Below are 12,897 nucleotides of genomic sequence, written 5' to 3'. Positions count from 1 at the left end.
CCTCCGGCCGGGACCGGCGCAGAGCACGCACCGGCATGGGGGCACGCCACCGGCACGGGGGCACGCACCGGGATGGGGACGAGCACCGGCATGGGGCACCCGTCCGGTCTGCGCGGTCAGCGTGCGGGGGGCCTCGTGTCCGCCCGGACCAGGTTGCGTACCGCCGGGACCGCGAGCAGGGCCGTGGCCACGGCCAGGCTGGCCGCGGCGGAGATCAGCAGGACGTGGCCGGCGCCGAACGCCCCGGCGGCGGGGCCCGCGAGGGCCTGGCCGACCGGCATCATGGCGAGCGAGCCCGCCACGTCGTAGGCGTGGATGCGGTTGAGGACGTCGGCCGGGACCTGGGTCTGCACGCTGGTCGCCCACATCACGCCCCAGAACGACATGCCCGCCCCCGCCAGGGCCGCCCCGGCCGCCATGGCCGGCACCCCGAGGCCCGCGCCGACGGCCGCCGGGAACCCGAAGAAGGCGAACAGGGCGACCGCACCGGCCCGCAGCATGCGGCGGGGCCGCAGCCGCAGGGCGAGCAGGCCGCCGACCACGGTGCCCGCGCCGAGGGCCGAGTTGACCAGGCCGTAGGCGCGCGGGCCGTGGTGCCGGACGACCTCGGTCGCCACCAGCGGGACGCTCGGCCCCCAAACGGCGATCATGTACAGGCACCAGACGGCGATCACGCCCCACAGCCAGGTGCGCGCCCTGAACTCCCGCCAGCCGTCGGCCAGATCGGCCCGGAAGGCACGCATCCCGCCCCCGCCGGCGACGCGGCCGCCCTCGGGAGGCGACGGCAGCCGGAGCAGCAGCAGGCACACGGCGCTGGTCGCGTAGGTGGCGGCGTGCGCGGCGAACACACCGCCCGGCGAGGCCAGGCCGACCAGGATGCCTGCGACGGCCGGACCGGCGAGCTGGGCGGCGGACTCGGCGATGCGTATCGCGCCGTTGGCGCCCTGGATGTCGGCGGCCAGCCGGGGCACCGTGCTCGCCACCCCCGGCTGGAAGACGGCTCCCGCCATGCCGTTGACGAGACCGACGACACAGATCTGCCAGAGCACCACGTGACCGGTGAAGAACAGGACGGCGGCGAGGGACTGGGTGCCGAGCCGCACCAGGTCGGCGCCGATCATCAGCCGGCGGGTGCTGAACCGGTCGGCGATGACCCCGCCGAAGACCACCAGTCCGGCGAAGGCGGCGGCCGTGGAGGCCATGGCCAGGCCGACCGCGCCCGCCCCGTACCCGTGCTCCAGCAGGCCGGCGGCGAGGGCCACGGGCAGCATGGTGTCGCCGAGCCGGGCGACCGCCCGGGCCACGAAGAACAGGGCGAAGTCCCGCGACCAGACGGCCGGTACGCCGGTGCCGTCCGCCCTCAGCCCCGGGGTGACGCTGTCGTGCCGTGCGTCCGTTCCGGTCATCGCGGGTGATCCCCTCCCAGCCGACCCGGCGGTGTCCCCTCACCGCCTCCGCCGCGCGGGATCATGCCACGCCCCGCCCGCGCCCACCGGGAATTTCACCGCCCGGGCGGCAGCCCCACCTCGGGGTGGGCCTCCAGGAGCCGGGGCGGGGCCGCCTGGCGCCAGGAGTCGGCGAGGATGTCCCGCAGCTCGTCCTCGTCCTCCAGCGCGGCGAGTCTCGCCCTCACCCAGGCGAACTGGGCCTCGTGGGAGGCGATCCAGAACTTCTCCGGCTCGGCCGCCACCAGTTCGTCGCGCTCCTCCTTGGGGCAGCGCACGGCGATGGACGTCTCCTCCTCGGGCAGGGTCGCGAACATCTTCCCGGCGACCCGGAACGTGGGCATGCTCCAGGCGACCTTCTCCGTGGTGTCCGGCAGGGACAGGGCGATACGGCGTACGTCTTCGGCATCGGGCATGCCACGCACCGTAGCCCCTGCCACTGACAGTCACCCGGCCGGCGGCTCCAGCCGCTTGTAGTACACGGTCGCCGACCGCAGCTCCCCGGCCGGGGCGGCCGCGTAGTCGGGGATGGTGCCGGCCACGGTCCAGCCGGCCGAGCGGTACAGCCGCTCGGCGGGGCTGCCGGTCTCGGTGTCGAGGTGGAGCAGGGTGATGCCGGCGGCAGCGGCGGCGCCCTCGGCGGTGGCCAGGAGGCGGCGGCCTAGTCCCTGCCCGCGCGCGCGACGGTGCACCATCAGCTTCACCAGTTCCGCGCGGTGGCGGCTGTTCGGCTTGTCGGGGTGGGCCAGGCTCACGGTGCCGGCCACTCGGCCGGCGGCGTCGAGGGCCGCCCACACGACGAGCCGGCCCGCCGCCGCCGCGTCCGCCCGCTCCCGCCACCAGGCGGCGGCCTCCTCGCGGGCGAACGGGGCGAGGAAGCCGACCGAGGCACCACCGGCCACCGTGTCGGCCAGCAGGTCCGCCAACTCCCCCGCCCGCTCCCGTACGTGCTCGGCACTCCAGCGTTCCACCGTCACGGCCGCACCACCGCCAGCACGTACCGCGCCTCGACGGGGCCCGCGCACCGGAAGCGGGTCGGACCGAAGACGCGCATCCGCAGGCAGTCCCCCCGGTCCAGATGGTGGGCCTGTTCGCCGTCGGTCACCTCCAGGGCGCCGTCGAGCACCCACAGATGCTGCTCCAGACCGGCCACGGGCGGCCGGTCGTAGGCGATGTCGGCGCCCGGCGCGAGCCGTCCCTCGACGAGTTCGCCGCGCAGTCCGGCGTGCGGCGGGGACACCGACCGCCGGACGAAGCCGGAATCCCGGTCCTCCCAGACCGGCTGGGCGGCGGCCCGGACCAGCGGCGCGGGCGCCGCCTCGACCTCGCTGAGCAGCTGGGACATGGTGCGCCCGTAGACATGGCAGAGCCGGTTCAGCAGGGCGGCGGTGGGGCTGATCTCCGCCCGCTCGGCGCGGGACAGGGTCGACCGGCTGACCCCGCTGCGCTCCGCCAGCTCCCCGAGCGACCAGCCGTGCTGGGAGCGCAGTTCGGCCAGCCGGGCGCCGAGCCTGGCGTCCACGGGGTCCGGTGCGGACGCGAGATCATCGTGTTTCATATTCGGGACTCTATCCCAGATGTGAGACACGATGCGCGGCCCCTGTCATTCCCGTCCGCCGAACGCCGCCAGCGTGCGCTCCAGCGCGGGCATCGCCCGCACCACCCGGCGGGAGCGGATCAGCAGGTCCCAGGCGGGCTCGAACTTCTTCCAGCCGCCCGCGTAGGCGAGATGCCGCAGCCGCTCCCGCCGGCCCGGCTGGGCCGCCGAGCCGCGCCAGATGCTGGACCAGCGGTAGAAGTCGCGGTAGGCCCGCCAGTAGCCGTCCTCCAGCTGACGCGCCGTCATCCCCTTCGGTTCGTAGACGACATGGCGGGTGTCGTACAGGTCCCAGTCGCGGTGCAGGATGCGTCCCTCGGACTCCAGCTGCTTCCACAGCCCGGTCGACGGGTACGGCGTCATGATGTGGAAGGTCGCCGTCTCGATGCCCTGCTCGACGGCCCACTCCACCGTGCGGTCGAAGACGTCGGGGCCGTCCCTGTCCAGCCCGAAGACGAAGCTGGCGTTGACCATCACCCCGGCGTCGTGCAGGCGCCGGACCGCGGCCGCGTAGTCGGCGCCGATGTTCTGGTCCTTGCGCCGTTCGGCGAGGTTCGCGTCGTTGACCGTCTCGAAGCCGACGAACAGGCTGCGCAGCCCCGCCTCCACCGCCCGCTCCAACAGGCCTGGCTTGAGGACGGAGTTGACCGTGCCCGCCGCCTGCCACAGGCGGCCCGTCCCCCGCATGCCGTCGAACAGGGCCTCGGCGAAGCGCCGGTTGCCGAACAGGTGGTCGTCGAGGAAGTAGAGGTGGCGGCCGGGCAGCCGGTCGATCTCGGCGAGGGCGTCGTCGACGGCCTGGGTGTAGAAGGACTTGCCGCCCTCGAAGAAGGCGTCCTTGTAACAGAAGTCGCAGTGGTGGGGGCAGCCCCGGGACACCACGATCGAGTTGGGCACGAGGTAGAGGTGCCGCTTGATCAGATCGCGGCGCACCGGGGGCAGACCGGCGAGGGTCCGCCGGGTGGAGTCGTAACGGCGGGCCGGCACGCCGTCGCGGAAGTCCTTCAGGAACAGCGGCCAGGTGTCCTCGCCGGGCCCGGTGAAGACGGTGTCGGCGTGGGCCGCCGCCTCCTCGGGCAGCGAGGTGACGTGCAGACCGCCCAGGGCGACATGGACGCCCCGGGCACGGAAGTGGTCGGCTATCTCGTAGCTGCGGCGGGCCGAGGTGATGTACGGCTGCACCACCAGCAGATCGGGGGTGTCCAGGGTGGCCGGATCGATGCGCTCCACGTGTTCGTCGTACAGCGTGACCTCGTCGTCAGGATCGAGGTAGCCGGCCAGGGTGGCCAGGCCGAGCGGCGGGAACAGCGAGTACTTGATGGGCCTGAACAGCGGGCTGGTCGCCTCGGTCAGGGCCGGAAGGATCATCGTCACACGCATGCCCTCCCAGACCGCGTGCGACCGATGGCCGGTTCCCTACGCCCTGGCCGACTCCTGCAAGGCGTCCAGCACGGGCCGGATCAGCGGGTGTTCCTCGGCTCCCCGGCGTACGGCGGCGAAGACCCGCCGGGTCGGGGCGACGCCGTCGACGGGGCGTACCACGACGCCGGCGAGGTCCATGCCGTTCAGAGCGGAGCGCGGTACGAGGGCCACGCCCGCGTCGGCCGAGGCCAGGGCGACGACGGCACGGAAGTCGTCCGAGGAGTGTTCCAGCCGGGGCTGGAAGCCGGCGCTCTCGCAGGCGAGGACGACCACATCGTGGCAGGGGTTGCCGGGGTACGGCCCGATCCAGGCGTCCTTGGCCAGTTCGGCGAGGGGGATCTCGGGGGTCTCGGCGAGGCGGTGGCCGACGGGGACGACCGCGTCGAACGGCTCCGCGTACAGCGGGACGTGGCTGAGCCGGGGGTCGTCGGCGGGCGGCGCCCCCCGGTACTCCACGGCGACCGCCACGTCGACCTGCCGGTCCAGGACCATGGGCAGGCTGGCGTCGCCCTCGGCGTCCTGGACGCGGATCCGTATGCCGGGCGCGCGGTGCGCGAGCCGGGCCACGGCCGGGGCCACGACCTGGGCGATGCCGGTCGCGAAGGCGGCCACGGTGACCGTGCCCGCCTCGCCCGAGCCGTAGGCGGCCAGCTCGGCCTCGGCCCGCTCCAGCTGGGCGAGGACGGCGTTGGTGTGGCTGAGCAGGATCTCACCGGCCGGGGTGAGCCGTACGCCCTTGGCGCCGCGCTCGACCAGCCGGTGGCCGGTCTCCTGCTCCAGGGCCGTCAGCTGCTGCGAGACGGCCGAGGGGGTGAGGTAGAGCGCGGCGGCTGCCGCGGTGACCGTGCGGTGGTCGGCCACCGCACGGAGGATGTGGAGCCGCCGTGCCTCGATCATGCGGTCCATTATCCCAGGGCGTCCGCCCTGCTCAGGCCTCCAGCTCGGCGCGGGCGGCGACGAACGCGTCGACCGCGCGGGTGACGTCCTCGGTGGAGTGCGCGGCGGACAGCTGGACCCGGATGCGGGCCTGGCCCTGCGGGACGACCGGGTAGGAGAAGCCGATCACGTAGACCCCGCGCTCCAGCAGCAGCTCGGCCATGCGGCCGGCCTTCGACGCGTCGCCGATCATGACGGGCGCGATGGCGTGGTCGCCGGGGAGGATGTCGAAGCCCTCCTCGGTCATGCGGCGGCGGAAGAGAGCCGTGTTCTCGGCGAGCCGGATGCGCAGGTCGTCGGCGGACTCCAGCAGGTCGAGGACCTTCAGGGAGGCGGCGGCGATCACCGGGGCGAGGGTGTTGGAGAACAGGTAGGGGCGCGAGCGCTGGCGCAGCAGGGCGACGATCTCGGCGCGGGCGGCGACATAGCCGCCGGAGGCGCCGCCGAGGGCCTTGCCGAGGGTGCCGGTGATGATGTCCACGCGGTCCATGACGCCGTGCAGCTCGGGCGTGCCGCGGCCGGTGGGGCCGACGAAGCCGACGGCGTGCGAGTCGTCGACCATGACCATCGCGTCGTGGCGGTCGGCCAGGTCGCAGATCTCGGCGAGCGGGGCCACGTAGCCGTCCATGGAGAAGACGCCGTCGGTGACGATCAGCTTGCGCCGGGCGCCGCCCTCGGTCGCCTCCTTCAGCTTGGCCTCCAGGTCCGCGAGGTCGCGGTTGGCGTAGCGGAAGCGGCGGGCCTTGGAAAGGCGGATGCCGTCGATGATGGAGGCGTGGTTGAGGGCGTCGGAGATCACCGCGTCCTCCTCGCCGAGCAGCGTCTCGAAGACACCGCCGTTGGCGTCGAAGCAGGAGGAGTACAGGATCGTGTCCTCCTGGCCGAGGAACGCCGACAGCCGGGCCTCCAGCTCCTTGTGCACCTCCTGGGTGCCGCAGATGAAGCGGACGGAGGCCATGCCGTAGCCCCAGCGGTCGAGCGCGGCGTGGGCGGCGGCGATCACCTCGGGGTGGTCGGCGAGGCCGAGGTAGTTGTTGGCGCAGAAGTTGAGGACCTCACCGGGGCGGCCGCCGGCGGTGACGGCGACGGTCGCGGACTGCGGGGTGCCGATGACCCGTTCGGGCTTGTGCAGACCGGCGGCGCGGATCTCGTCGAGGGTGGCGCGGAGGTCGTCGCGGACCGAGTTGAACATGAGGGACTCCAGAAAGTGCGGGGGGCGAGGCGAACCGAGCCGGAAATCAAGCGGTCCAGTCGAGGATGACCTTGCCGCCCGTGCCGCTCGCGGCGTCGGCGAAGGCCGCCTCGAAGTCGCGGTAGCCGTACCGGCCGGTGATCACGGGGGCGAGGTCCAGGCCGCCCTCCAGCAGCACCGACATCGCGTACCAGGTCTCGAACATCTCACGGCCGTAGATGCCCTTGATGGTGATCATCGAGGTGACGATCCGGGCCCAGTCGACGGGGAACTCCTGCGCCGGCAGGCCGAGCATGGCGATCCGGCCGCCGTGCGTCATGTTGGCGATCATGTCCCGCATGGCCTCGGCGCGGCCGGACATCTCCAGGCCGATGTCGAAGCCCTCGCGCAGGCCCAGTTCCCGCTGCCCGTCGGCGATCGTGCACTCCGAGACGTTCAGCGCGAGGCTCACACCGATCTTCCGGGCCAACTGCAGGCGCTCCTCGCTGACGTCGGTGACGACGACGTTGCGGGCGCCGGCGTGCCGGGCCACGGCGGCGGCCATCAGGCCGATCGGTCCGGCGCCGGTGATCAGCACGTCCTCGCCGACCAGCGGGAAGGAGAGCGCGGTGTGCACGGCGTTGCCGAACGGGTCGAAGATCGCGGCGACGTCGAGGTCGACGGGGATCCGGTGCACCCAGACGTTGGTGGCGGGCAGGGCCACGTACTCGGCGAAGGCGCCGTCGCGGCCGACACCGAGGCCGACGGTGGCGCGGCACAGGTGGCGGCGGCCGGCCAGGCAGTTGCGGCACTTGCCGCACACCAGGTGGCCCTCGCCGCTGACCCGGTCGCCGATGCGGATGTCGGTCACGTCGCGGCCGACCTCGACGACCTGCCCGACGAACTCGTGCCCGACCACGAGCGGCGTGCGGATGGCCTGCTGGGCCCAGCCGTCCCACGCGCGGATGTGCAGGTCGGTGCCGCAGATACCGGTCCGCATCACCTTGATCAGCACATCGCCGGGACCGATGGCGGGTTCCGGGACGTCCGTGAGCCAGAGCCCGGGCTCCGCCTTCTCCTTGACCAGCGCCTTCACGCGTGCGGCTCCTGTGGGTGAGGTCCCGGCCCATGGGCAGCCGTGAGAAGCCCGTGCCGGGTCAGAGGGGTGGAAACACCCTGCAATCTGCCGTATGCGCGGCACCGCGGTCCATCGAGCTTTTCTTAACCGCCGCCACAGCTTTCCTACACGCCCCGCGCTTCACAGGGGCAGGCCGTCCTGCGCGCTGCGTTCGAGGCGTACGACGAGGTCGGCGGCGAGTGCCTTGATGGTGTCCAGGCCCGCCTTCCCCCAGGCGCGGGGCGCTGTGTCGGCGGCGCACACGGTGCCGAGCGCCATGCCCGAGCTGTCGATGAGCGGGGCGCCCAGATAGGAGTGGATGCCGTACTCGTCGACGACCGGGTTGCCGGCGAACCGGGGGTAGTCGCGGACGTCCTCCAGGACCAGCGCCTTGCGGCGGACCACCACGTGCGGGCAGAAGCCGTGGTCGCGCGGGAGCGTCCTGCCGAGCACGGCCGCGGTGCCGTCCTCCCGGACGAACGGGGCGAGGGCGGGGGCGCTCAGGCCGGCGAAGAACTGGTGGTCCTCGCCGACGAAGTTGACCATGGCGTAGGGCACGCCGCTGAGCCGGGCGAGCCGGCCGGCGAAGGCGTCGAGCGCGGGTTCGGGACGGTCCGCCAGGCCGAGCCGGCGCAGCCGGTGGACCCGCGCGGGGGCCTCCTTGTCCTCGGGGGTGAGCAGCAGCCCCCGGACCGGCCGGGGCGGCTCGTAGCTCATGGCCGGGCTCCGTCTCTGTGGGGGTACCTCATATAGGGGCTCCGTGGGCGGTAGGGCGGAATCACATGTGGGCGCCGTGGCTGGGTGCCGGCGCCGGGATGTGGGCGAGGAGGTGGCGTACGAGGGTGAGCAGGGTCTGCACGCCGGAGCTGGAGATCCGGGCGTCGCAGGGGACGACCGGGACCTCCGGGTCGAGGTCGATGGCGGCCCGCACCTCCTCGGGGTCGTAGCGGTGGCCGCCGTCGAACTCGTTGACGGCGATGATGAAGGCGAGCCCGCGCTCCTCGAAGAAGTCGACGGCGGCGAAGCAGTCCTGCAGCCGGCGGGTGTCGGCGAGGATCACCGCGCCGAGCGCGCCCTCGGACAGCTCGTCCCACATGAACCAGAACCGCTCCTGCCCCGGTGTGCCGAACAGGTACAGCACGTGCTCCGGGTCGAGGGTGATCCGGCCGAAGTCCATGGCGACCGTCGTCTCGACCTTGTTCTCGATCCCGTCGAGGTTGTCCGTGGCGGCGCTGACCGTGGTGAGCAGCTCCTCCGTGCTGAGCGGCGCGATCTCGCTGACCGCGCCCACGAAGGTCGTCTTGCCGACCCCGAACCCGCCCGCCACCAGGATCTTGAGCGCGGTGGGGAACGGGTCAGAGCTGTCGTCGTAGTCCATCGAGCACTGCCTCCAGCAGAGACCGGTCAGTGGGAGTGTGGTGGAACGCGGGTGGCTTGGTGGTCAGCGCCCCGCAGTCGACCAGGTCCGAGAGCAGCACCTTGGTGACCACCGCGGGCAGTTTCAGCTGGGCGGCGACCTCGGCGACCGAGACGGGCGCCCGGCACAGGTCGAGGGCCTGGGCGTGCTCCGGGCCGAGGTAGCCGAGCGGGGTGACTCCGGTGGCCATGACCTGTGACATCAGGTCAAGGGCGACGCTGGGTTCGGTGCGTCCGTTGCTGACCGTGAACGGGCGCACCAGCCGTCCGGCCGCGTCGTCCAGCCAGGGCCCATCGCCGGCTGCGGTCACGCTCAAGGCCTCGTCGCCGCGGGATCGACGGCGTGCTGCCGGGGTGCGGTCACGAGGTAGGGGCGGACGCTCTTGACCAGCATCGCCATCTCGTAGCCCAGCACGGCGGCGTCGGCCTCGCGGCCCGCGAGCACGGCGAGGCAGGTGCCGGAGCCTGCTGTGGTGACGAACAGCAGCGTCGAGGCGAGCTCGACGACGACCTGGCGGACGTCCCCGCCGTCGCCGAACCGGACGCCCGCGCTGCGGCCGAGGGAGTACAGGCCGGAGGCCAGGGCCGCCATGTGGTCGGCGCTGTCGGGGTCGAGGCCGTGCACGGACTTCACCAGTCCGTCGCAGGACAGGAGCACCGCGCTGGAGGTGTGCGGTACGCGCTGCACGAGGCCGCTCAGCAGCCAGTCGAGGTCGGAGGCATGGGCGGTCGGCGCATCGCTCGCCATGGTGGATCGACTCCTTGGGGGGGTTCGAAGGTCTGCGGGAGCCCTTGGGGGTGGGCTGTGCTGGATGGGTGCGGTGACGGCCGTGCGGCGGTCAGCCGGCCGGGGCGCTCCCGTCGGTCCGGCCGGGGCCACGGGTGCCGTCGGAGAGGGGCGCGTGGGTGCGTGTCCGGGGTATGGGGGTGGGGTCCACGGGAGCGGGGTCCAGGGGGGTGCGGCCCAAGGGGGTGGCGTCCATGGGGGCCGCGCCGGTGAGGGGTCGGCCGTCGGAGAGCGGGGCCCTGTGGTTCGGTGCTGTGTGGTTCGGGGCCGTGTGGTGGGGAGCCATGGGGTCTACGGCCGTGTGGTCCGCGGCGGCGGTGTGCGGTGCGGCCCGGTGGTCGGAGGCTGTGTGGGGCGAGGCCATGTGGACGGAGGCCGAGTGGTCCGGGGCCATGTGGTGAGCATCGCTGTGCGCGAGGCCGATGTAGGGCGCGTCCGTGTGCGCAGGGCCCATGTGGGGCGCGTCCCTGTGCGCGAGCCCCATGGAGGGCGCGTCCGTGTGCGCAGGGCCCATGTGGGGCGCGTCCCTGTGCGCGAGGCCCATGTGGGGCGCGTCCCTGTGCGCGAGGCCCATGGAGGGCGCGTCCGTGTCCGCGGAGTCCGTACGGGCAGAGCCCGTGTGCGCGGCGTCCATGGCGTCCCCGTGCTGCGGCTCGCCGTACACGGGCGTCCCGTGGGACGGATCCGCGCGCGGCGCGTCCGGCTCCGTCGACTCCACGCACTGCTGGGCCTCGGCGAGTCCGATTCCGCGCTGGAAGGCCGCCATCAGACCCGGGTCGTGGCCGGCGACGGTCTCGGCCTCCTGACGGGGCACGGGGCCGCCACGGAGCTGGGGCACGAGATGCTGCTGGGCACGGCGGCGGGGCAGCCGGGGCTTGCCCATGGTGCCGCGCACGGCGCCGGTGCGCGGGGTGGGCAGGACGCCCTCGTGCGCCTCGACCGCCTGCCGGTCGGCGGCCCTGATCCCGGGCACGGCCTCGGCCGGGGTGGGCCGCACCTCACCGGCGCCCCGCACCGGGAGCGGGGCCGGGGCATCCCCGGATTGCGTGTCGCCGGATCCCGGCGACACGGCACCGCGCTGCCCGGCCCCGGGCCGAGCCGACGCGCGCCCGCCGGCCCCGGGATCGGTCAACCCTCGTTCGCCGCCCGCGGGTTCACCGGCCGCGTGCTGTGCGTGCCGTCGCCTCCCGGCGGCCGGCACCTGTCCCGCGCCGGGTACGACCACGGCCCCGGTCCCGGTCCCGCCCTCGCTCTCGGCGCCGGCCCCGCCCGTGGCGGGGTTCCCGGTTCCCGGCCGGGCCGCGGGTGCCCGCACGGGCCCCGGCACCGGCGCGTGCGCCTGCGGGGGCACCCCGGTGGCCGCCGGCGCCGGTGGATGCTGCGGCAGGGCGGCCCCCGCAGCCGCCCCGGGCACGCCCGGCGCCGAGCCCAACAGGGCCTGGGGTACGACGAGTACGGCCTGCACCCCGCCGTAGATGTTGCTCTGCAGCCGCACGCCGATGCCGTGCCGGCGGGCGAGCTGGGAGACGACGTAGAGACCGATGCGGCCGTCGGCCAGCAGGCTCGCGACGTTGACCTGGTCGGGGTCGGCGAGCAGGGCGTTCATCCTGTGCTGCTCGCCGACGGGCATGCCGAGTCCGCGGTCCTCGACCTCCACGGCGAGCCCGGAGGTGACGAGGTTGGCGCGGAGCAGCACCTGGGTGTGGGGGGCGGAGAACACCGTGGCGTTCTCGATGAGTTCGGCGAGCAGGTGGATGACGTCGGCGACGGCGTGCCCGCGCAGCTCGCCGTCGATCGGCGGCACCAGTTTGACCCGGGAGTACTGCTCGACCTCGGCGATGGCGGAGCGCAGCACCTCGGTCATGTTCACCGGGTTGCTCCACTGGCGCCGGGACACGGCGCCGCCGAGCACGGCGAGGTTCTCGGCGTGCCGCCGGATGCGGGTGGCCAGGTGGTCCACGTGAAAGAGGCCCTTGAGCAGGTCGGGGTCCTCGATCTCGTTCTCCAGCTCGTCGAGAGTGGCGATCTCCCGGTGCACGAGGGACTGGAGCCGGCGCGCGAGGTTGACGAAGACCTCGAGCTTCTGCTCGCTGCCGGCCTGGCTGGAGAGCTGGGCCGCGCGTACGACGGCGGTGACGGCGCCGTCGTGCGCGCGGGCCAGGTCGGCGGCGAGGAGTTCGAAGTCGTCGGCGTCCTCGGGCGGCCGGCGGCGCGGCGAGCGCTGGGGCGGGCTCTCCCCCTGGCGCAGCGCGTCGACCAGCGCGTGCAGGTCGGCCTCGCCGTGTGCGGCGGTGCGCCGGAGGGCGTCGACGCGGTCGGCGACCGAACGCGCGGCGCGGTCGGCGGCCACGGCGGCGATGAGGATCCCGGCGACGGCCACGGCGACCGCTCCGGCGAGCACGGCCCACAGGACCGGGCCGGTGCGTGCGCCGGTGGAGCGGATGCTGAACAGGACGGCGGCGGTGGCGCTGAGCGCGACCGCGAGCGGTGGCAGCACGGCGAGCCTCATCAGCTGGGGCCGTATGTGCGTTTCGGGCAGTGCGGGAGCGGGTCGGGCGACCGGTCGCCCGTGCCGGCCGCCCTCCCGGCGGTCGGCGCGGCCGGCCGGTGCTCGGAGGTGAGACATCTGCGTCCTCGTACGGGTCCGTCGGGCCTGATTCGTCACGCGGTGCGCGGGAGACGTGCGTCATCGCGGTGTCGGCCGGCACGACCGGCGATCCGCCTCGCCCCGCCGACGGACACTCACAGTAGTCGCCTGCGCATCATGTGCGGTGGGCAGTTGACAAAGTCACCCGAGGAGCGTCCCGCTCTGGTATGAAGCCTCGTACGAAAGAACGATGACCCTGCCGGACGCCCCCGACCGACCCGAAAGAGACCGAAGCGACCTGGTCAGAAACGGTCACAGGAGAAAGCACGCCGGCGGACGGCTCGCTCCCCCGTGTGCCCTTATGTCCCACCGTGTGATTTCCCCCTCGCTGCGCACCGTAAAACCGCCGGTTGCGGGAT

At 73.6% G+C, this 12,897-nt stretch carries 12 protein-coding genes and 1 pseudogene; all 13 read right to left on the bottom strand.

From position 1 onward, the window contains the following. Positions 1-116 precede the first annotated feature (116 nt). Entirely contained in the window at positions 117-1,406 is a 1,290-nt protein-coding gene (locus AB0N17_RS00065) for an MFS transporter (RefSeq protein ID WP_366008743.1), read from the bottom strand. 95 nt (positions 1,407-1,501) lie between these two features. After that, positions 1,502-1,861, bottom strand: a complete 360-nt coding sequence (locus AB0N17_RS00060) for an MmcQ/YjbR family DNA-binding protein (protein ID WP_366008742.1) — start codon at positions 1,859-1,861, stop codon at positions 1,502-1,504. 30 nt (positions 1,862-1,891) lie between these two features. Further along, positions 1,892-2,416, bottom strand: a complete 525-nt coding sequence (locus AB0N17_RS00055; protein WP_366009135.1) for a GNAT family N-acetyltransferase — start codon at positions 2,414-2,416, stop codon at positions 1,892-1,894. A gap of 2 nt (positions 2,417-2,418) precedes the next feature. Further along, on the bottom strand, positions 2,419-3,003 hold the full coding sequence (locus tag AB0N17_RS00050; protein ID WP_366008741.1) for a helix-turn-helix domain-containing protein: 585 nt from the start codon (positions 3,001-3,003) through the stop codon (positions 2,419-2,421). A 45-nt stretch (positions 3,004-3,048) separates the two neighbouring features. Then, positions 3,049-4,410 (bottom strand): radical SAM protein, encoded by a 1,362-nt coding sequence (locus tag AB0N17_RS00045; RefSeq protein WP_366009133.1) that lies wholly within the window; start codon positions 4,408-4,410, stop codon positions 3,049-3,051. A gap of 48 nt (positions 4,411-4,458) precedes the next feature. Continuing rightward, on the bottom strand, positions 4,459-5,361 hold the full coding sequence (locus AB0N17_RS00040) for a LysR substrate-binding domain-containing protein (RefSeq protein ID WP_366008740.1): 903 nt from the start codon (positions 5,359-5,361) through the stop codon (positions 4,459-4,461). Positions 5,362-5,392: 31 nt separating this feature from the next. Further along, on the bottom strand, positions 5,393-6,592 hold the full coding sequence (locus tag AB0N17_RS00035; protein WP_366008739.1) for a glycine C-acetyltransferase: 1,200 nt from the start codon (positions 6,590-6,592) through the stop codon (positions 5,393-5,395). 46 nt (positions 6,593-6,638) lie between these two features. Then, positions 6,639-7,667: an L-threonine 3-dehydrogenase gene (gene tdh / locus AB0N17_RS00030; protein ID WP_366008738.1), complete on the bottom strand. Its 1,029-nt coding sequence runs from the start codon at positions 7,665-7,667 to the stop codon at positions 6,639-6,641. Between the two features lie 162 nt (positions 7,668-7,829). Next, positions 7,830-8,405 carry a GAF domain-containing protein gene (locus AB0N17_RS00025; protein WP_366008737.1) on the bottom strand — a complete coding sequence of 192 codons (576 nt, stop codon included), beginning with the start codon at positions 8,403-8,405 and terminating at the stop codon, positions 7,830-7,832. Positions 8,406-8,466: 61 nt separating this feature from the next. Beyond that, positions 8,467-9,066, bottom strand: a complete 600-nt coding sequence (locus AB0N17_RS00020) for an ATP/GTP-binding protein (protein ID WP_366008736.1) — start codon at positions 9,064-9,066, stop codon at positions 8,467-8,469. Beyond that, positions 9,044-9,415 carry a DUF742 domain-containing protein gene (locus AB0N17_RS00015; protein WP_366008735.1) on the bottom strand — a complete coding sequence of 124 codons (372 nt, stop codon included), beginning with the start codon at positions 9,413-9,415 and terminating at the stop codon, positions 9,044-9,046. The genes AB0N17_RS00020 and AB0N17_RS00015 overlap by 23 nt, the downstream gene beginning before the upstream one ends. A gap of 2 nt (positions 9,416-9,417) precedes the next feature. Further along, positions 9,418-9,852, bottom strand: coding sequence for a roadblock/LC7 domain-containing protein (locus AB0N17_RS00010; RefSeq protein WP_366008734.1), 435 nt, complete (start codon positions 9,850-9,852; stop codon positions 9,418-9,420). Between the two features lie 760 nt (positions 9,853-10,612). After that, positions 10,613-12,517 (bottom strand): annotated as a pseudogene (locus AB0N17_RS00005) (ATP-binding protein); the annotation flags it as partial. Positions 12,518-12,897: the final 380 nt, after the last annotated feature.

This window comes from Streptomyces sp. NPDC051133, assembly GCF_040682635.1.
Classification (GTDB): Bacteria; Actinomycetota; Actinomycetes; order Streptomycetales; family Streptomycetaceae; genus Streptomyces.
This window is presented reverse-complemented; position numbering and strand designations above follow the sequence as displayed.